Raw genomic sequence first — 21,136 nt, 5'->3', positions numbered from 1 at the left:
TGCTACTATTTATACTTTTAGCTTCTTCTTCAAAAAAGCTCCTGTGTAGGAGGTTGCCACGGAGACGATATCTTCAGGAGTACCTACCGCCACCACATTTCCCCCATTCATTCCTCCTTCGGGCCCCATATCAATTACATAATCGGCACACTTCACTACATCAAGATTATGCTCTATAATCAAAACCGTATGCCCCTGATCAATAAGCGCATCAAAGGCTTTCATCAAAACGGATATATCTTGAAAGTGTAGCCCCGTAGTAGGTTCATCAAAGATAAAGAGGGAAGGTTCGGAAGAAGGATTACTTAAGTGAAAAGCCAACTTTAGTCGCTGGCTCTCTCCACCAGACAGTGTAGAGCTATTTTGCCCCATTTTCAAATACCCTAATCCAACCTTTTGGAGTACAGAGAGACGAGATATAATCGACTCTGTATATCCCTTAGTGGGGTATTCTTCAAAGAAAGTTACCGCTTGGTTAATGGTCATATTAAGCAAGTCGTAGATATTCTTATCATGATAAAGAACATCTAAAATCTCACGGCGAAATCGTTTACCCTCACATACCTCACAGGTAAGGGTAAGGTCTGCCATAAACTGCATCTCTACCGTAATGGTCCCCTCTCCTTTACACTCTTCACAGCGACCTCCCTCTCGGTTAAAACTAAACATAGAAGGGGTATATCCCATCTGTTTGGAGAGGGGTAGCTGGGCATACAATGCACGAATATCATCGTAAGCTCCTATATAGGTAACAGGATTGGAACGAGCATTACGCCCCGTGCTATTTTGGTCGACATACTCAACATCTTTAAGACAGCCAATATCTCCCGAAATAATTTGACTTTTCGATTGTGTAGGATAGGGTTCATCCAATATACGAGACAATTCTTCAAAAAGAACATCTCGCACCAATGTACTTTTGCCCGAACCGCTAACCCCTGTAACAACCGTCATTACTTCCAAAGGGATGCGTACCGTTAAGTTCTTAAGATTGTTTTTCGCTGCATTATGCACCTCAATGTATTTGTGCCACCGGCGTCTCTGTAGAGGGAGAGGTATTGAAGCCTTATGCGAAAGAAAAGCCGCTGTGTATCCTGGAGTTTGGTCATTGATTTGGGAAGGAGTTCCAGCAAAAACAATCTCTCCACCCCAACTACCAGCATCAGGCCCTATGTCTATGAGATAGTCTGCCGCTCGCATCATATTCTCATCATGCTCTACAACAACTAATGTATTGCCAGCATCTCTCAAGCGCTCAATTACAGAGATTAAACGCTCCGTATCTCGCTCATGCAATCCGATACTTGGTTCGTCCAATACATACATTGCACCATACAAATTACTCCCCAAACGAGTAGCCAAGGTAACACGCTGGCTCTCTCCACCTGACAGCGTATTAGAAGGGCGGTCCAACGTAAGATACTGCAACCCTACATCGCAAAGAACAGAAAGGCGAGAACGAATTTCAAAAAGCAGTCGCTGAGCAGCCTCTGCCATAGGTTCTGGTAATACGACTCCATTGAAAAAATCCTTCGCATCTGCAATGGACATAGAAGTTATTTCATAAATCTTTTTCCCCTCAAAAAGCACATAAAAAGCATCCTCTTTGAGGCGTCTTCCATAACACAAAGGGCAAACTGTTTTTCCACTAAAGTGAGCAATCCGTACTCTATTTTGAACTTTGTAACGATCTTTATGGAGCATTTCAAAGAAAGCATCAATACCATAGACCGCAGGCATCCCCTGTTTAGGCTGAGCAACTCCCTTCCATAACAAATCTTTTTCTTCTTGGGAGAGTTGATTATAGGGTTTGTGAATGGGGAAATCATAAGCACAAGCAGCACGCATAAACATCTCTTTCCACTCACTACTTTTGGGACCATGCCAACAAGCCACAGCTCCTTCGTAGACCGAAAGCCCCTCTTGTGGAATAACTAAGTGGGTAGAGATACCAATAGTTTTCCCATACCCCTCACACTTCGGACAAGCCCCCGTGGGACTATTAAAATCAAAGAGCTCTGGAGCTGGTTCTACAAAAAGTCGACCATCCGCCTCAAACCTATTGCTAAAAGCATACATTTGACGATACCCCTCTTTAGATGCCTCCGCAATATAGCAAGAACCATGCCCCTCATAAAAAGCTATTTCGGCAGAGTCTGCCAATCGAGTTTCATAGGCTGCTTCCTCTCGGCGCACGCTCAGTCTGTCTATGACCAAAAAACAATCGCCTTGCTCCAATAGAGTATCCTGAACTTCATCGATATAATAAACAGTATGATTAATAGCTACACGACCAAAGCCCGAACTTTGATAGAGCTGAAGTTGGGTTCGTAACGTATTCCCTCCGGATAAATGTATAGGAGCCAAGAGGTAAAATCGAGTACCCTCTTCCATAGTTTTGGTAAAAGCAACTACATCATGCACAGTATGCTTCTTTACCTCCTCTCCCGATATGGGCGAGTAAGTATGTCCAAAGCGGGCATAGAGCATCTTCAGAAAATCATAAATCTCTGTAATGGTACCGACAGTACTACGAGGATTGCGACTAATAACCCGCTGTTGGATAGCCACAGCTGGAGGAATATACCGAATAAAGTCGCAATCAGGCTTGGGCATACGATTCAAAAACTGACGCGCATAACTTGACAAACTCTCCACATAACGACGTTGCCCCTCTGCATAAAGAGTATCAAATGCCAAGGAACTCTTTCCCGAGCCACTAACTCCCGTGATTACGGTAAGTTTGCCTCGAGGGATAGACACGTTTATATTCTTCAGGTTATTCACCCGATTGCCTCGAATCTCTATATTCCCGACATCTTTTTCGTTTATCGCTTTTGACATTTTATCGTATAGGTTGTGGTATCCATTTGTGCCTGCTTATGACGCTGAACAGTGGCGCTATCCACAAGGACGATGCGGCACAATGCGTTAATATGGTGTCACTTACGCACTTTAGTCTTAGTCACAATTCAGCATGCACCTTATAGTCTCAGTTATTAGCGTGTTGTACTTTATGCACTCTGAAACACCTTAATAAAAGAAGGAGTAAAAAGGATTTCGCCCTCTCTTTCGCAATTTAACACAAGGGTATCTTGGCTATTCTCGCTTCGTGGCGTCCTCCTTCGAAATCAGTAGATAAAAAGGCGTTTACTATCTTCTCTGCCTCTTCGAACGAAATAAAGCGCGCAGGAAGAGAGAGTACATTAGCATCATTATGCGCTCTTGCCAAAGCAGCTAACTCTTCTTGCCAACAGAGTGCTGCACGCACTCCTCTATGTTTATTCAAAGCCATAGAAATACCATTGCCCGAACCACATATAGCAATGCCCATAGGGAGCTCTTGCGCATCAATTGCCTTTCCCAACAGGTGCGCAAAATCGGGATAGTCCGCTCTTTCTTCTGAATAGGTTCCGAAATCGACACACTCATATCCCTTTTCGGTTAATAACTTTTTCACTTGCTCTTTCAATAAGTAACCAGCATGGTCACAACACAATCCGAACTTCATACTTCTCTTTTTTTCAGTCGTATCTATCGGGTACTCTCAATTTCTACAATTTCAAGAAGCAAAAAGATACAACTCTTTTGATTTCCAATATAAGTAGCTACAAAGCTATATATAAATAGGGTTTGAAACGATGCTATGGGCAAGTTTTTTGTTTTACTATCTTATCAATCCCTTGCCTCAACATTTCCAACTATCTTCTTTATCACTATAAATCAATCGTTTATACTATACTAAACGATAAGATGTATAGAGCGGCATCAACAAAGGGGACTGCACAAATCACTCAAAAGAGAGTTTGTATAGATTTTTCAAGACTCTATAGGATGCGGTAATCACAATGGTTGCGAAAGATAAGAGTAGAGTAAAAGTAGTACTCTGCCAAGACAAGAACCTAAGACTTGGATAAAGGACAAGAAAAAGATAGGTATTATCAATCCTAAATATCAATAATAACGTAGCGAGTGCGATGGCATACGACATTATCAAAAGGTATATTCCTAACTCAAGAAACCCTCCATACAAACTCCCGAAACTTATATAGGTTTTATGACTTACCACTATAGCTTGACGGAGTTCATAATACACAGATTACTACCTTACTTGTAAACCCTGACTTTAGTTACGTACTCCCAAACACTTCCTTTTAGTTTCATTCTTAGCGCATTGTAATTTACGTACTTTGAAACGCATTTACGAGAAATGTGTCTAAAATGCAATTAAAACACCCTCCATAAAAAAGATACCCAAGATAATCCTTTGCAAAAGGAAATCTTAGGTATCTCTACAATTTTGGTTTGTACAGCCGACGTCTTAGAGTTTCGTTATCTTATCTTCGGGGATGTTTACACCCGTTGTATTCAAACGATAGCCACGCCCATGCACATTCTTGATTTCGAGAGAAGGATCTGCCTTCAAAATCTTACGCAATTTGGTAATGTAAACGTCCATGCTACGAGCATTAAAGTAATTATCATTCTCCCAAATAGTTTTGAGGGCATAATTACGTTCCAAGGTTTCATTAGCAAAACTACACAACAGAGCTAAAAGCTGACTCTCCTTGGTAGTTAATTTTGTAACCTGCGAACCCAAAGTCAAGGTTTGCTTCTGTGTATCAAAAACAAACTTACCCAATTGGTAGTAAGGTCTAATGCGAGAATCTACACCTCTCACACGACGCATAATAGCCTCAATACGAGCTAATAATTCATCCAAACTGAAAGGCTTGGTAACATAGTCGTCCCCCCCTACAGTAAACCCATGAAGAACATCCTCTTTCATAGTTTTCGCCGTCAAGAAGATGATAGGCACTGTGCTATTTACAGAGCGTATCTCTTGAGCAACAGAAAAACCATCCTTGAGAGGCATCATCACATCTAAGATACAAAGATCATATTGCGTTTTTTCAAAATTACGTATCCCCTCTTCTCCATCACGGAAAAGATCTGTGTCGAACCCCTTTGTATCTAAGAATTCTTTGAGCAACATACCCAAATTTTCGTCGTCTTCACAGAAAAAGATTTTCAATTTTTCGTCCATAGCCATCTATTATTATATTTCATCTCGTTCTTTTTATCACTATATCTCCCCACAGATATATATATTATAACAAATAAACGTGTAAAAGGTTTATTTTATTCTCCTATCTTTGTATAAGTTCTTCCGCGGGTAAGTCCACAATCATAGTTGTACCCACGTTCAACTTACTCTCAACACCCACTTTTCCGCCCATATCTTTTACTGTTTTCGCCACATAGGCAAGCCCCAATCCAAAGCCTTTTGTATCATGTACGTTACCTGTATCCACTCTAAAATATTGACGGAAAATATTTTTTTGATCTACTTTGGCTATCCCTATACCATTATCTTTTATAGCAATGCGTAGAACATTGGGCATGGGATTGGTCATAGATATAGAGAGAATGGGAGCTTCATCGGGCTTCCTATATTTAATGGCATTCTCCAAGAGGTTAAATATAACGTTCTGCAGATGTATCTTATCGGCATTCACATAAGTATCCGTAGCCTCAAAATAACCCTCCATAGAGCCTCCTAAACGTTCGCATTGCAAGCGATACAGAGTAAGTGCGTGCTCAACTAAATTGGTACAATCAAACCACGAAAAATGGTAACACACCTTGCCCTCATTGATTAAGGTAAACTGCAAAATCTTATCTGCAAGAAAAAAAAGACGCTCTGCCTCGCTCTGCATAGCTTCGAGTATCTTTTTACTTCTCTCCTTATTAGTTATTATAGAGTCTTGACTCAACATGCTCGAGGCCAACTTAATAGACGTTACAGGCGTCTTTAACTCGTGTGTCATATTGTGTACAAAGTTGTGCCTATCTTTCTCGAATATCTGTTGTCGAGAGTAAAGCACCACAGCAATAACAAAAAGGAGAAAGACCGTTATTATGGAAATAAAAGAAGGTATAGCATAAGAAAAGACGTTTTGATAGTCGTTGTGCTCGTAAAAAATCACCTCAATGAATCCAGAAGAAGCATTTCCCAACGCTATTTTATCAAAAAGGGGCAATCGAATAGAGTTTTTCTCAGAACCAACAATCCCATAGGGAGGGCCCATTTCATATATAACTTTCTCTTTACGATCATGTATTTTGTAAACAAAAGGCTCTTCGATGCCCACCAAAAAAAGATTATGCTTCAAAGACTTCAAAAGAGTTATATGCGAAATCTTTTCACACATAGGGCGCATATCATTGTCCAAATTGATAATCGAAGACAAGATAATGTCACTAATAGCTTCATGCTGAAAAAAATAAGCCTCAGTAAGCCTCTTCTGGGCATCCAAAGAAATCGATGTATGCGAATAAGTATCCGAGTTGTAGTTCTGCATCCAAGGAGGACAAGAGGAAAAAGGAGAAGAGCTAATTAAAGCCCCCCACTTAGCTAACTTTTCAATCTCATTGAGTTTTGGATCGTTCAAATAGGGAGAGGTGTACTGACTCTTTTCTAAGAGAGGGGAATGCTCCTGAAGATTTTCAATAATGAAAGTAGAAATGGCCTCCTTTTCGACAATATCTTTTGCCTTAGATGCAGCAGATTGTGCCAACTTGAAAAACTGATCGTTGTAGCTATCTCTCATCTCAAGCATATACTTTATCTGCAAAAGAAGAGTTGCCAGCAACGCTACCGAAGCCACAACTATAAGAACGTTATATAACCTTTTCTTTTTCATCACAATCTCTTTGACCCACTAAATCTTTAAGAGCGAGTCCTTAAAAAGCCTCACTATTCTCCCTCGTATGTAACAAAAGGAGAGGTATAAACCTTGTCCTTTTCTTGCGACTTCTCCGAACAGTCTCTTTTGTAAAGAAGTTGTTAAAGAGAGATTAGGGCATCCAGTTCCTCTTTAGGCTTCTATCTTCCAAGCGCAGAGCGTCGTCACACACTAACTCGCAAAGATAGTATTTTTATAGGTTTACAAAAGCATTATGGAGCTTGAAACTAAATAAATCCAAAGAAAAGTTTAATCCAGTCCATTTTTTAGAGAGAAAACTCATCCCCCAAAACTAAAAAAGAATACTACTCCAAAAGGGATGCAAAATAACAAGAAATAATGAATTCATTTGGATATTTCTACATATAGACATCGTTTTTGCCACAAGCTGTTTGCAAAAACAAAAAGAAATATTACCTTTGCTCGCAAACAGTTGGTAATATGATGGAAAGTCTTTTTAGGACACACGACCACTTACTTAGACATCGTCCCAACTCTGTTAGGAGATTTTTGATGGACGAAATTGACCCCAACGAGCGTTTGGTGGGTATCATTGGCTCTCGCGGCATTGGAAAAACTACATTTTTACTGGATTGGGCCATCGAAAAATATGGCATCCTCAACAGAAAATGTTTGTATGTTAACCTCAATCATTTCCTTTTCTCGACGACAAGGCTAGTAGACTTTGCTGGAGCTTTTGTAATACAAGGGGGAGAGATGCTCCTCCTGGATCAAATATTCAAGTATCCCAACTGGCAGTCAGAGCTTAATGAGTGCTACACAAAATATCCTACTCTTAAGATTATGTACACAGGCTCTCCTCTAATAGAGGAAACCTTGGACAAACAAACCTATAAAGGAAAAATTTACAAACTTCCTGGATTTTCTCTTCGTGAGTATATCAACTCTCAAACGGGGCTTGGCTTGCCTGTATTTCAATGGGAAGAAATCATCAATAATCATGTAGAAATCAGCAAAACTATTTTAGAGCAAGCCAATCCTAATAGCTGGTTCAATGATTATATACATCATGGATATTACCCTTTCTTTTTAGCAGAAAACACCTACTCCGAAAGTCTTTTGAAAAACATCAATATGACCCTCGAGGTAGATGTTATGTATATTAGAAACATAGACCAGCGCTTATTGCCCAAACTGCGTACTCTTTTGTACCTAATTTCCCTTTCCTCCCCTACTTTATTGAACGTATCTCAGTTAGCAAAAGGTATATCGACCTCCAGAGCAACGGTTACTAATTACGTAAACTTCCTCAAAGAAGCAGAACTCATCTCATTGGTACATCGTTCAGAAGCCACAGAGGCAAAATCTTCCCTCATCAGCTACTTAGACAATACGAACTTAGGCTACGTTTTGGCTCCCGACTCTCTATCTGAGACTGAGATTTGTCGTACTTTCTTCCTAAATCAAGTAAGCAAATGCCTGAAAGTAGAGGCTACCGTGCGGGCTCATGTAAACTTTATAGTGGACTCTAAGTACCAATTCCGAATCGACAAAGAGACTAATGCGCGCTATCGTTTAGATAGATTGTATGCTGTTAATAACATCAATACAGGTGCAAAGAATATCATCCCCTTATGGCTCTTTGGCTTCCTCTACTAAAGTCAAAAAGACAAACAAATAAGATTACAACAATTGAAAGATTAAAGAATATATCATTATGGCAAAACAGAAGAAAATGATGACGTGTGATGGTAACCAAGCCGCCGCTCACATCGCTTATATGTTTAGCGAAGTAGCTGCTATCTACCCATCACCCCATCTTCAACTATGGCTGAGTTCGTTGATGAATGGGCAGCTCAGAAACGCAAAAACATATTTGGAGAGATTGTCAAAGTAGAAGAGATGCAAAGTGAAGGAGGAGCAGTAGCTGCTATGCACGGAGCGCTCCAAGCTGGGGCCTTGGCAACTACCTTTACGGCTTCTCAAGGACTTCTTTTGATGCTTCCCAATATGTATAAGATAGCTGGAGAACTTCTCCCTGGAGTTTTCCATGTATCGGCTCGTGCTATTGCTGCTCAGGCACTCTCAATCTTTGGAGACCACCAAGACGTAATGGCAGCACGCATGACAGGTTTGGCTCAACTCTGCACAGGTTCTGTACAGGAGGTTATGGACTTGGCAGCGGTGGCTCACTTGACCTCACTAAAATCTCGTGTTCCATTCATTCACTTCTTCGACGGATTCCGTACTTCTCACGAAATCCAAAAGATTGAAGCATTAGACACAGAAGATCTTCGTCCCCTCATTGACCAGCAGTCTCTCTTGGAATTCCGCAAAAGAGCTCTTACCCCCAACTCTCCTGTAACTCGAGGGACAGCACAAAATGGCGATATTTACTTCCAAAGTCGTGAAGCCTCTAATCCATTCTACTTGGCTGTGCCCGATATGGTACAAGAATATATGGACAAAATGGCTGAGCTTACAGGACGTCAATATCACTTGTTTGACTATTATGGAGCTCCAGATGCAGAGCACGTAATTATAGCAATGGGTTCTGTGACAGAAGCTATTCGCGAAGTTATTGATTACAAACAGGCACAAGGAGAAAAGGTTGGACTTCTTTCCGTCCACCTCTACCGCCCATTTAGCATCAAACACTTCCTCGGAGCTCTTCCTAAAACAGTTAAAAGGATTGCTGTCTTGGATCGTACTAAAGAACCGGGTGCGGCAGGAGAGCCTCTATATATGGATGTTCGCACAGCATTCTTTGGGGTAGAGAATGCACCTCTCATCGTAGGAGGTCGTTACGGACTTTCCTCAAAAGATACTACACCCGCACAAATTGCCTCTGTATATGACAATCTTAAGCAGGCTTTACCCAAGAATCACTTCACTATCGGCATCGTAGACGATGTTACGTTTACCTCTCTACCTCAACACGAAGATTTGATTTTCGATGACGGAACGTTTGAAGCTAAATTCTACGGATTGGGGGCAGATGGAACTGTCGGAGCAAATAAAAACTCCGTTAAGATTATCGGCGATAATACAGATAAGTATTGCCAAGCCTACTTTGCCTACGACTCTAAAAAGTCTGGTGGCTTTACCGCCTCTCACCTTCGTTTTGGAGACAAACCTATCCGTTCTACCTATCTTGTAGTAACTCCAGACTTCGTAGCTTGTCACGTTCCAGCCTATCTACACATGTACGATGTACTAAAGGGACTCAAGAAGAATGGAACTTTCCTTTTGAACTCTATTTGGGATCCCTCAGACATTGAACGTCACCTTCCCAATAAGATTAAGCGTTATCTTGCCAAGAATAACATCCGCTTCTATACAATCAATGCTACAAGCATTGCGCAAGAAATAGGATTAGGTAACCGTACCAATACAATCTTACAATCTGCATTCTTCAAGATTGCCAACGTCATTCCCTACGAACTTGCCGTAGAGCAAATGAAGAAATTCATCGTTAAGAGCTATGCCAAGAAAGGCGACAGCATCGTAAATATGAACTATGCAGCAGTGGATCGTGGTGCTGATGTTATCGAAATACCCGTTAAGCCTGAGTGGGCCTCTCTCGAAGATGAACCTGCTGTTCGCCATGAAGATGATACGGACTTCATCCACAATGTAGTACGTAAGATTAATGCGCAAGCTGGAGACGACCTCCCCGTATCTGCATTTATCGGTAGAGAAGATGGTACTTGGGACAACAGTACAGCTGCAAGTGAAAAGCGCGGTGTAGCAACCTTCGTTCCCAAGTGGAAAGCTGAAAACTGTATCCAGTGTAATCAATGTGCCTATGTATGCCCTCACGCTACTATCCGTCCTTTCCTTCTTGACGAAAAAGAACGTGAAACAACAGGCGTACACACACTCCCTGCAACAGGAAAAGGCATGAAAGAGGCTGGCATCACATTCCGCATCCAAGTAGATGTTTTAGACTGTTTAGGTTGTGGGAACTGTGCCAACGTATGTCCTGGCAACAAGGATGGAAAAGCTCTTGAGATGTTGCCTCTGGAAACCCAATACGATGAACAAAAGAATTGGGACAAAATGGTTAAACAGGTAACCAATAAGGCTCATCTCGTAGATGTTTTAGCCAACGTGCGTAACTCCCAGTTCGCTCAACCTCTATTCGAGTTCTCTGGAGCGTGTGCAGGTTGTGGAGAAACTCCTTATGTGAAGTTGATTACTCAACTCTTCGGAGACCGCCAGATGGTAGCCAATGCAACGGGATGTTCTTCTATCTATTCTGGTTCGGCTCCCTCTACACCCTACACAACAAACGCTAAGGGACATGGTCCTGCTTGGGCAAACTCTCTCTTCGAAGACAATGCTGAGTTCGGACTCGGTATGCAGATTGCAGCTTCCACCCTTCGCGAACGCTTATTGCACGAAGTAGAGCGAGTACTTGAAGCTAACAATCTCAATGCAGAACTACGTCCTCTACTCACCGAATGGATTGAAAAATACCAAGACGGAGTAGAAACTCGCCGTCTAACCGATGCTATAATCCCTATTCTTGAGGCTGACTCATCAGATCTTTTAGCTCCTCTCCGCGAACTAAAAGATTACTTCCTCAAGCACTCTCAATGGATTATTGGTGGTGATGGATGGGCATACGACATCGGCTTCGGAGGCCTCGACCATGTATTAGCATCAGGAAAGAATGTAAACATCCTCGTACTTGATACAGAAGTTTACTCTAACACTGGAGGTCAATCTTCTAAGAGTACACCTGTAGGAGCTATTGCCAAATTTGCGGCTGGTGGTAAGCGTGTACGCAAAAAAGACCTCGGACTTATCGCAACCACTTATGGTTATGTGTACGTAGCTCAAATAGCTATGGGTGCTAACCAAGCACAAACGCTCAAAGTGTTGCGAGAAGCAGAAGCCTACGATGGCCCTTCGCTCGTAATCGCCTACTCTCCATGTATCTCTCACGGACTTAAGGGCGGTATGGGCAACTCTCAGATGGAAGAAAAGCGTGCTGTTGAATGTGGTTACTGGCACTTGTGGCATTATGATCCCACACTGGCAGAGCAAGGTAAAAATCCTTTCGTATTCGATAGCAAGGCTCCTGAATGGGATAAGTTCAAAGACTTCTTGAAGAACGAGGTACGCTACTCATCTCTTTACAAGCAGTTCCCCGAAGAGGCAGAAGAGGTGGCTAATGCCTCTCTTGATGCAGCTCAATATCGTTACAAATCGTACCAACGCTTAGTGCGTACAGCTTGGACGGAAGAAGAAGAGCAACAATAACCATCATAGTTTCATAAAGAGACTATAAGTACTTTTGAAAGAGAGTTCCAACATAATGCTGGGACTCTCTTTTTTATTGCTCTTTTGAGGAGTAAGAAAAAGGGGATTCAGTGGTATCGTAAACTCTCTTCTGCTCTCTCTAAAAACATCAAATAAGCGAATGTAACAGAGGCTTGTAGAGTTTCTTTGGGGACATCGCTTAATAGCTACCTTGGAAAGTAGTACAATCCTCTCTCAAAAGTGACGTAAGATTTTGAAAAACTCACGTAAGAATCTTTGAAAACTTACGTAAGATTTCAAAGAAGCATCGAAAGAGTTTTTCATCATTCATATAAAAGAGAATACTCCTCCATCGGAAAGAAGATAAAGGGGAGGTCTCTACAACTCAAAGAAGAGATGCAAAAAAGAAAGGAGCCTCATCCTTAAGCGAAGGCTCCTTCTATTTGAATGCAAACAAGGATCTCTGTCGAGAAACCTTTGTATAGGGTCTTGGGGTAGAATGGAAATCTAACGTTTGAAAGCTCTATCCATCGCACGCTTGTCTTCCCGCTCCTTGATAGAAGCCCGTTTGTCGAATAACTTCTTCCCTCTGGCAACACCAATTTCTAATTTGGCATAGCCTCTTTCGTTTATGAATAGCTTTATCGGAATGATGGTTATCCCAGGAGTTTTTACAGCGTTTTTTAGTTTGCCGAGTTCTCGCTTGGAAAGCAATAGTTTGCGATCTCTACGCTCCTTATGATTATTATAAGTGGCATAAAAATACTCTGCTATATACATCCCTTTGATCCAAAGCTCATCATTTATAAAGAAGCAGTAACTATCTACCAAGCCTGCCTTGCCCAAACGGATAGATTTTATCTCCGAACCAACGAGTACTAAGCCCGAAGTGTAGCGCTCGATTATTTCGTAATCGAACGTTGCCCTCCTGTTTTTTATCGAAACGTTACGTTCTAATTTCTGCTTCTTTGTAGCCATTGTATCAACAGATTATATCAAACCCAGTATAAGGACGGAGCACCTCTGGCACCACAATACCCTCTGGAGTTTGGTAGTTTTCTAAAATTGTAGCCACAATACGAGGTAATGCTAAAGCACTACCATTGAGCGTGTGGCATAGCTGTGTACCTTTGTCTTTTCTATAACGACACTTAAGGCGGTTAGCTTGGAAACTCTCAAAATTAGAAACCGAACTTACCTCTAACCAACGCTCTTGAGCCGCAGAAAAGACTTCGAAATCGAAAGTCAATGCCGAAGTGAAGCTTATATCGCCCCCACACAAACGTAGTATGCGCCATGGTAAGCCTAAAGCTGTAACCAAGCTCTCTACATAGTCTACCATCGTTTGTAGCATCTCATAGGAATGCTCTGGCGTATCAATACAAACAATTTCTACCTTATTGAACTGATGCAGACGGTTGAGTCCTCTAACATCCTTACCATAAGAACCTGCCTCTCTACGAAAACAAGCCGAGTAAGCCACGTTTTTGATGGGGAGCTCTGCCTCATCCAAAATTACATCACGATACATATTGGTTACAGGTACTTCCGCCGTGGGGATAAGATAAAGATTGTCCGCTGGAGCAAAATACATTTGTCCCTCTTTATCAGGCAATTGTCCTGTACCGCATCCAGAATCTTCATTTACAACATAAGGAGGTTCTACTTCTACAAAACCAGCTTCAATAGCTTTATCTAAGAAAAAGTTGATGAGAGCTCTTTGCAAACGAGCTCCTTTTCCCTTGTAGACAGGAAAACCTGCTCCTGTAATTTTCACGCCCAACTCGAAGTCTATCAAGTTATATTTCTGTGCCAAATCCCAATGAGGCAACTTATTGCCCTCCTTAAGGTTGGGAAGTCCTCCTCCTGTTTTGACACACAAATTATCCTCAGCACCATTGCCCTCAGGAACCGACTCGTGAGGCGTATTCGGTATTGTCAATAATAATTCTCTCAAAGAGAATTCGACCTCTTTCTCTTTTTCCTCCTCCTCTTTGCTACGTTCCTTCAACTGAGCCACTTCGAGGCGTAGAGCTTCAGCTTGCTCTTTCTCACCTTTTTTCATCAGGTCTCCAATTTGTTTGGCACGGAGCTTCTGCTCACTAAGCAAGGTGTCTTTAGCTTGTTGGGCTCGCTTTCGCTCTAAATCTAAGGCCATAACTTGACTTATAACCTCTTGGGCATCAAAATGCTTTACCGCCAACTTTTTTATAATCTCTTCGGGAGCTTCTACTATATTCTTTATGGTGAGCATATATTCTCTAAATTACATCTAAAGTGATTCTTGTTTTGCAGGAGGAGCTTTATTTCGTTAGAATAAAAAACAAAGAGATACAATTTCTACAATGAGGAGCATCCCCAAGGCAAGAAACTGTATCTCTTGATATCAATACCAATCCGTCCTATAATATTGAATAGGAATAAGGATATGATAATTTTTGCATCTACCCTACTCTAACAAAATAGGGCAAACCCAAGTAGTCTTTTATGCTTCAGCTTCAATAGAAACAAAAGAGCGATTTTCTCCTTTGCGTGTAAAAACAACTTTACCATCTACTAATGCATAAAGGGTATGATCCTTGCCCATACCTACATTTGTGCCAGGGTGATGTTGCGTACCACGTTGACGCACCAATATATTACCTGCCTTAGCCATTTCACCTCCATAGATTTTCACTCCGAGGCGTTTGCTTTCTGATTCGCGTCCGTTCTTCGAACTACCTACACCTTTTTTATGTGCCATTTTTCTTTCTTGCTATGTTAGTGTTATGCCAATACTTCTTTTACAAGCACTTCAGAGAATTGCTGACGATGACCGTTTAGCTTTCTATAGCCTTTTCTGCGCTTTTTGTGGAAAATAAGAATCTTATCTCCCTTTACAAGAGGAGAAACTACCTCACAAACCACCTTAGCCCCTTCTACAAAAGGAGTTCCAACCTTAACAGCACCATCATTGTCTACGAGCATTACTCGATCGAAAGATACTTCTGAACCAAGCTCTGCACCTTTAATGTGGTGAACAAACAATTTACGTCCTTTTTCAACTTTAAATTGTTGTCCTTGAATTTCTACAATTACGTACATTTTCTACGTCTCTTATTACTAAAATTTTTTAGTCCCATAAGGCGTCCTCTATCCACACTAAAAGAGTTCTTACCAAGCCTTATATAGGAAAATCTGTGCAAAGATAGTACATTCTTCACAAACAGCAAAAGACATTCACAACTAACTCGCTTAGAAACCCTCTGTGAAATCACTCAAAAGGATTATACCTTCTCCCCAAAACCATTATACCTTTTATTGACAACCATTATACCTTTTGAAAGTATGGCTACATAAAGAGAAAGAAAACGCTTCTGCACTAATCATCAAGTTTGCCAATCTTTGCGAGAAACTCTTCCTCCGAAAGTAGTGGAATACCCAATGATAGTGCTTTCTCTCTCTTACTCGGTCCCATTTCAGTTCCAGCCAAAATAAAAGTAGTTTTTGAAGAAATCGAAGAAAGCCTCTTTCCTCCTAAACGCTCTATTATAGAAGCATATTCCTCCCTCGAATGGTACTGAAAAGTACCACTTATAACAATCGAATTTCCCCCTAAAAGCAAGGAGGATGTCTCCTGCCCCTGCTCTTCTTCGGCAAGAGAGATACCAAAAGAGCGCAATGCCTTGACGGTTTCAATATTACGAGAATCGGCAAAAAAAGAAACGATGCTCTGCGCTATCTTCGTACCTATATCTCCAATTGCCGTAAGTTCCTCTTGAGAGGCTGCTTGCAACAAATCGATAGAAGGGAAATGTTTGGTCAGGGTCTTCGCCACCGTCTCGCCTACTAATCGAATACCTAAAGCGAAAAGCATCGCTGCATAGGGTCGTCGCTTAGACTGCTCGATACTAAGCAGAAGCTTTTGAGTAGCCCGCTCTTTGAAACCATCCAACTGCATTAATTGAAGGTCGGTAAGCATATAGAAGTCTTCCACCCTTCGCACCCATCCCTTGTCATAAAGCACGGCTATTGTCTCAGAACCGATATTTATATCTGCCGCTTTACGCGTACAGAAGTGCTCCAAACGCCCTTTAATCTGCATAGGACATTCGAGCGAATTAGTACAATAAAAAGCAACCTCTCCCTCTTTGTTTTCCAAAGGAGCCCCGCAATCGGGGCATCGGTCAGGGAAAGCGATGCGAGGGGCTAACTCCACACGAGTATCCCTATCTACCGAAACGATTTTCGGAATAATCTCTCCTCCTTTTTCGACAAACACATAGTCTCCCTCTCTTAAATCCAAGGAGGTAATAAAGTCTGCATTATGTAGCGTAGCCCTACGTACCACAGTACCCGAAAGGAGTATTGGCTCCAACTCGGCAACAGGGACAATAACCCCTGTACGCCCCACTTGAAAAGAGACTCCCTTCAAAAGTGTACGAGCCCGCTCAGGCTGATATTTATAAGCAATAGCCCATCGAGGACTCTTGTTAGTCGTACCCAAAAACTCCTGCTCTCGAACGGAGTTCAATTTCAGGACAATACCATCCGTTGCACAGAGCAACTCCTTTCGAGCGGTATCCCAATACTCTAAGTAGCTATACACCTCCTCTAAAGAGGAAACTAAACGATTATGAGTCGATACTTTTAATCCCCAAGATTTACAAAGTTCTAGGCGTTCATAGTGTCCTTCAGGCAAAGAGGCATCACTATACAGATGATAGAAGTAACAATCTAATTTTCTCTGCGATACAATGTTAGGATCTAAGAGTTTCAACGTACCCGAAGCGGCATTGCGAGGATTAGCAAAAGGCTCCTCACCTGTTTCTATTCGTCTGCCATTCAATCGTTCAAATTCGGCAAAAGGCAAAATAACCTCGCCTCTCACCTCTACTCGATGGGGAGGATTTGAGGCTTTCAAACGCAAGGGGATAGAGCGAATAGTACGTATATTTTGGGTTACATCATCACCGACCAAGCCATCGCCTCTCGTTACAGCCTGATGCAAAACGCCACCTATATATATCACAGATATAGAAAGTCCGTCAAACTTTAGCTCACAATGTACGGAGGGTGCTTTTTCGGGGAAAGCCTCTGTCAAACGATTCCAAAAGACACGCACATCATCGTAATTATAACTATTGCTCAATGAAAGCATAGGATAAACGTGCGCTACGGAGACAAAACGCTCGGAGCGGTCGCTCCCCACTCGTTGTGTGGGAGAAGAAGGGTCTTGAAACTCGGGATACTCCTGCTCCAAAAGCTCCAACTTATGCATTAAAGCATCGAAATCTATGTCTTCAATATCGGGCTTATTAAGAACGTAATAGCGATAGTTATGCTCCTCGATTTCTTGGCGGAGCTTTTTTATGGTCTGTTCTATAGTAGACATAGTTGATAGACAATTAAATCTTGATAATCACCCCCATGCCAAAACCATCGAGGGAGAGTAGCTACCGCAACGAAGGATGAGCGGTCAAAGAAAGACCTACCCAAAAGATTATCAGCCATCACCTCTCCATACAGTTGGTTTAAGCGAAGATCTTGGGCATAGGAAATAATCATTTGAAGTATTCTTTGGGCATAGCCCCTACCTCTAAAAGAAGGTAAAAGCATAAGCCCAACAGCCGCTCGGCGATGATAAAAATCGTAATTGTAAAGCTCTATATAACCTATCGGGATGAGCTCTGCGCCCTGCCGTATAGAGGCTATAAAAAGAACACATCCGTTAGAAGCGAGATGAGACTGTCCCAAATCTGCCAACTGCTGAGCTTGATAGCGAGCCATCGGCTCTATCAAAGTATTGCTTGAAGCAAGATCTGGATTGTTTTCCCACACATGAAGAAGCGAAGCATCCGCAGGCTCTACGGGTCTAAGCTCTAATTCTCCATCGTAGAAAATATCCAAACTCATTGGGAATGGCACTAAGATTGAAAACTTTGGGCAAAATCACTCCTATCTCTGATGGCTCGTGCAAGGTAACATCATCTGTGTACTCCAACTCATCGCCCATAGCTACACCACGAGAGAGTAGAGATATTTTAATACTGAAAGGAGCTAAGCGACGATAAATATAGAAGTTAGTTGTATCTCCCTCCATAGTAGGCTTATAGCCAAAATGACCTCTTGTATGTTTTCTTCAGAAATGCGCTCCACAAGAGAATTGATTTCTAAATCGTTAGGGCTAATACCATCTATTGGAGAGATTATCCCCCCCAATACATGGTACAATCCCTTATACTGTGCTGTGCGCTCAATGGCCATCACATCTCTTATGGACTCTACCACGCAAACTATGGACGAATCTCTCTGAGGGCTACTACATATCGGGCACAACTCCGTGTCACTTATGTTATGACACTTACGACAATAAATTATATTCTCTTTCAACTCCTTGATAGAGTTCCCTAACTGTTGAGCAAAAGAATCTGGTTTGCGCAAAATATACAGCGCAAGACGAAGTGCAGTCTTCCTACCTATGCCTGGCAAAAGAGATAACTGATCTACCGCTTTTTCAAGCCATCTTGAAGAGTACTTCGTCTCCATTATCAAAAATCGGTAAGATCCAGCTCCTCGTTTTCTTCATCAAAAAACTTGTACTCCAAGAAAGCCATACTCTGGTCCTCTTGTAGTTTAAGGCCTTTAGAATAAGTCTTCCGCCACTTTGCAAATATCGAAGAGGTAAACAACGTTCTTCTCTGCAAATAAGAAGCCACGTAGGGATGCACCCTAAGAGTACACTTTTTTATGTTATGATTATCTACCACATCTGCTACACTACGCTCTATCTGTTCGGAGAAAAGAATAGAGGGTTGCATTTTGCCCTTACCTCTACATGTGGGACATACCTCCTCCGTCTTTTCCGAAATAGCCTGACGAACACGCTGACGGGTTATCTGCATCAAACCAAATTTACTCAGAGGTAATATGTTGTGACGAGCTCTATCGTTTCGCATCACCTTTCTCATATGTTCGTACAACTGCTGGCGATGTTCCGTATCGTTCATATCAATAAAGTCTACCACAATTATCCCCCCCAAATCTCTAAGGCGCATCTGTCGGGCAATCTCTTCGGCTGCCGAGAGATTGACATCTAGAGCCGTTTCTTCCTGCGCATTCGATCTGCGCGAGCGATTGCCACTATTAACATCAATAACGTGCATCGCTTCCGTTTGCTCTATTACCAAATAGGCTCCTCCCTTATAGGTTACGGTTTTTCCAAAAAGAGATTTGAGCTGCCTTGTAATATCAAAATGGTCAAATATAGGTTTATCCTTATCGTAAAACTGAACTATATCAACACATTCGGGTGCTATAACAGAGATATAACGATGAATATCCTCATACATATCCCTATCGTTTACGGTTATGGCAGAGAAGGAGGCATTGAACGAGTCTCTAAGCAAACTAAGAGTTCTATTACTCTCTGCGTACAATAGTGTAGGGACACGGGGTGCATCGGCTATTTTTATAAGACTATCATTCCAGCGCTTTTGTAAGTCTACCAGCTCTTCATCAAGCTCTATAGCCCCTTTACCCTGTGCAGAAGTACGGATAACAACTCCAAACCCTGCAGGTACCATTGGCGAAACAATCTCCTTGAGACGTTTACGCTCCTCTTTGGAACTAATCTTTTGCGACACAGAAACGCCTTTCCCAAAAGGGACTAAAACCATAGAACGTCCCGCCACAGAAAGCTCCGCTGACAGTCGAGGCCCCTTGGTAGAGATGGGTTCCTTAACAACTTGTACGAGCAGCTTCTGACCAGCCTTGAGCACATCCTCAATCTTTCCCTCTCGAAGCAATTTTGTTCCAGCAGGCAACTCCGTCAAAGGAGGAATCATCCTATTGGCAGAGATGCGCTCCAAGAGTGTTTGAGTAGGACCAAAAACCTTACCTAAATCATGATAATGTAAAAAAGCATCTTTCTTAGAGCCGACATCTACAAAGGCGGCATTCAATCCAGGCATAACCTTCTTGACTTTCCCCAAGTATATATCACCTACAAGGAAAGATAAAGTCTGCTTTTCTCTTTGAAATTCAACAAGTTTACGGTCTTCTAAAAGACACATTGCCACCTCTTCGGCACGCACATCTATAACCAGTTGGCTTTCCATTATCAATCCAATCTTAAAAGAAGATTATTAGTAATTCTATTAAACACAGGGAGGAGCTTTTCGGTCTTAAAGACGAACATCTCCTCCCAATGGTAAACTATCGGAGAAAAAGAAGATTGTAACAAGTGGTCTTCTCGCAAGATATAAATCTTTTGTCTGTATCTCCGACCCAAAAACGTATCGTCTAAATTATTTCTTCTTATGACGATTCTTCTTTAAACGTTTTTTACGCTTGTGGGTAGCCATCTTGTGTCTCTTTCTTTTTTTACCGCTTGGCATATTCTCTCAAATTAAAGGGTTAAACTTAAGTCTAAACTATATTTACTTCTATCACTAATCGGGAAAAGATTTATATATAATAAGGTAGATTATTTCTCCTCAAACATACCCACAAACACCTTAGAGGGTTTGAAGCTGGGCACTCTACGCTTCGGAATTATAATCGATTCTTTCTTTGAAATGTTACGAGCCACTTTCTGAGCACGCTCACGCACAACAAAACTGCCAAAGCCCCTTAGGTATATGTTGCTTCCCTCTCCTTTTGCCATTTCCTCTTTAACTGTTTCCATAAAAGATTCTATCACACGGAGAACCTCGTCCCTATCAAGACCCGTTTTCTTGGCAATCTCGACTACTAAATCCGCCTTTGTCATTACCTATCTATTCTTTAATTAGTTGATTTTCTTTTGTTTTCGGATTGCAAATATACACATTTATTTAATACCTAAATCGTATCCTCTACCATCAAATCTCAAAGGCTCTCGAAAAATTCGCCCTGTCCCCATGTGGAGAAAGTCTAATCGACACAGTAGAAAAGACCTTTCTTTAACAACCTATTCTTCACTCTTAGAAAAACTATCTCTTTTATTTTCCTCTCTTTTCCAATAAGATAGATAAAAAAAGACAAGCTCCATGCTATACTTTGACTTACGTGTTACGCATCTTTCTAACTCAAGATATAGGGCTTTGATTCAAAATGTAGAAAAATTAGCTTCTCCTCAAAAAATCGAGTTTCTCAGATGTAGCTACCTCGCTTAACTGAGACTAATTTTCCAT

General features: G+C 41.6%; 15 protein-coding genes and 1 pseudogene. 3 read left to right on the top strand and 13 right to left on the bottom strand.

The features are described 5' to 3' along the window. Positions 1-9 precede the first annotated feature (9 nt). From uvrA to JCM15907_RS01180, 4 genes are all read right to left on the bottom strand, one after another. The gene (uvrA, locus tag JCM15907_RS01195) at positions 10-2,844 is read right to left on the bottom strand and encodes an excinuclease ABC subunit UvrA (RefSeq protein WP_025842389.1); all 2,835 of its coding nucleotides are present in this window, start codon (positions 2,842-2,844) and stop codon (positions 10-12) included. Between the two features lie 235 nt (positions 2,845-3,079). Next, positions 3,080-3,511, bottom strand: coding sequence for a ribose 5-phosphate isomerase B (gene rpiB, locus JCM15907_RS01190; RefSeq protein WP_025842388.1), 432 nt, complete (start codon positions 3,509-3,511; stop codon positions 3,080-3,082). Positions 3,512-4,321: 810 nt separating this feature from the next. Continuing rightward, positions 4,322-5,047, bottom strand: coding sequence for a response regulator transcription factor RprY (gene rprY / locus JCM15907_RS01185; RefSeq protein ID WP_025842387.1), 726 nt, complete (start codon positions 5,045-5,047; stop codon positions 4,322-4,324). A gap of 103 nt (positions 5,048-5,150) precedes the next feature. Further along, positions 5,151-6,707, bottom strand: a complete 1,557-nt coding sequence (locus JCM15907_RS01180) for a sensor histidine kinase (protein ID WP_025842386.1) — start codon at positions 6,705-6,707, stop codon at positions 5,151-5,153. Positions 6,708-7,190: 483 nt separating this feature from the next. Between JCM15907_RS01180 and JCM15907_RS01175 the strand changes: the two genes are divergently transcribed. Genes JCM15907_RS01175 through nifJ form a run of 3 tightly spaced genes read left to right on the top strand, consistent with a single transcriptional unit; the run spans position 7,191 to position 11,981 of the window. Further along, complete coding sequence (locus tag JCM15907_RS01175) at positions 7,191-8,369, top strand: AAA family ATPase (protein WP_242396742.1); 1,179 nt, start codon at positions 7,191-7,193, stop codon at positions 8,367-8,369. A 58-nt stretch (positions 8,370-8,427) separates the two neighbouring features. Then, entirely contained in the window at positions 8,428-8,607 is a 180-nt protein-coding gene (locus JCM15907_RS13905; RefSeq protein ID WP_370664400.1) for a hypothetical protein, read from the top strand. After that, a complete protein-coding gene (gene nifJ, locus JCM15907_RS10005) occupies positions 8,538-11,981 on the top strand; it encodes a pyruvate:ferredoxin (flavodoxin) oxidoreductase (RefSeq protein WP_370664399.1) in 3,444 nt (1,147 codons plus the stop codon). Before JCM15907_RS13905 ends, nifJ begins: the two co-directional genes overlap by 70 nt. A gap of 507 nt (positions 11,982-12,488) precedes the next feature. Here the strand turns inward: nifJ and smpB are convergent. The 9 genes and pseudogenes from smpB to JCM15907_RS01125 form a co-directional block, all read right to left on the bottom strand. After that, complete coding sequence (gene smpB / locus JCM15907_RS01165) at positions 12,489-12,959, bottom strand: SsrA-binding protein SmpB (protein ID WP_025842384.1); 471 nt, start codon at positions 12,957-12,959, stop codon at positions 12,489-12,491. Positions 12,960-12,963: 4 nt separating this feature from the next. Then, a complete protein-coding gene (gene serS, locus JCM15907_RS01160) occupies positions 12,964-14,235 on the bottom strand; it encodes a serine--tRNA ligase (RefSeq protein WP_025842383.1) in 1,272 nt (423 codons plus the stop codon). Positions 14,236-14,466: 231 nt separating this feature from the next. Beyond that, positions 14,467-14,724: a 50S ribosomal protein L27 gene (rpmA, locus tag JCM15907_RS01155; RefSeq protein ID WP_025842382.1), complete on the bottom strand. Its 258-nt coding sequence runs from the start codon at positions 14,722-14,724 to the stop codon at positions 14,467-14,469. A 23-nt stretch (positions 14,725-14,747) separates the two neighbouring features. Then, complete coding sequence (gene rplU / locus JCM15907_RS01150; RefSeq protein WP_025842381.1) at positions 14,748-15,065, bottom strand: 50S ribosomal protein L21; 318 nt, start codon at positions 15,063-15,065, stop codon at positions 14,748-14,750. 277 nt (positions 15,066-15,342) lie between these two features. After that, complete coding sequence (ligA, locus tag JCM15907_RS01145) at positions 15,343-17,355, bottom strand: NAD-dependent DNA ligase LigA (protein ID WP_036885293.1); 2,013 nt, start codon at positions 17,353-17,355, stop codon at positions 15,343-15,345. Beyond that, positions 17,343-17,870, bottom strand: a complete 528-nt coding sequence (locus JCM15907_RS11925; RefSeq protein ID WP_159099885.1) for a GNAT family N-acetyltransferase — start codon at positions 17,868-17,870, stop codon at positions 17,343-17,345. The genes ligA and JCM15907_RS11925 overlap by 13 nt, the downstream gene beginning before the upstream one ends. 17 nt (positions 17,871-17,887) lie before the next feature. Then, positions 17,888-18,509 (bottom strand): annotated as a pseudogene (recR, locus tag JCM15907_RS09995) (recombination mediator RecR). A gap of 2 nt (positions 18,510-18,511) precedes the next feature. Then, complete coding sequence (locus tag JCM15907_RS01130; protein ID WP_025842378.1) at positions 18,512-20,080, bottom strand: Rne/Rng family ribonuclease; 1,569 nt, start codon at positions 20,078-20,080, stop codon at positions 18,512-18,514. Between the two features lie 368 nt (positions 20,081-20,448). Beyond that, positions 20,449-20,733: an HU family DNA-binding protein gene (locus JCM15907_RS01125; RefSeq protein WP_025842377.1), complete on the bottom strand. Its 285-nt coding sequence runs from the start codon at positions 20,731-20,733 to the stop codon at positions 20,449-20,451. Positions 20,734-21,136: the final 403 nt, after the last annotated feature.

The organism is Porphyromonas gingivicanis JCM 15907 (genome assembly GCF_000614585.1).
In the GTDB taxonomy this organism is placed as follows: domain Bacteria; phylum Bacteroidota; class Bacteroidia; order Bacteroidales; family Porphyromonadaceae; genus Porphyromonas; species Porphyromonas gingivicanis.
This window is presented reverse-complemented; position numbering and strand designations above follow the sequence as displayed.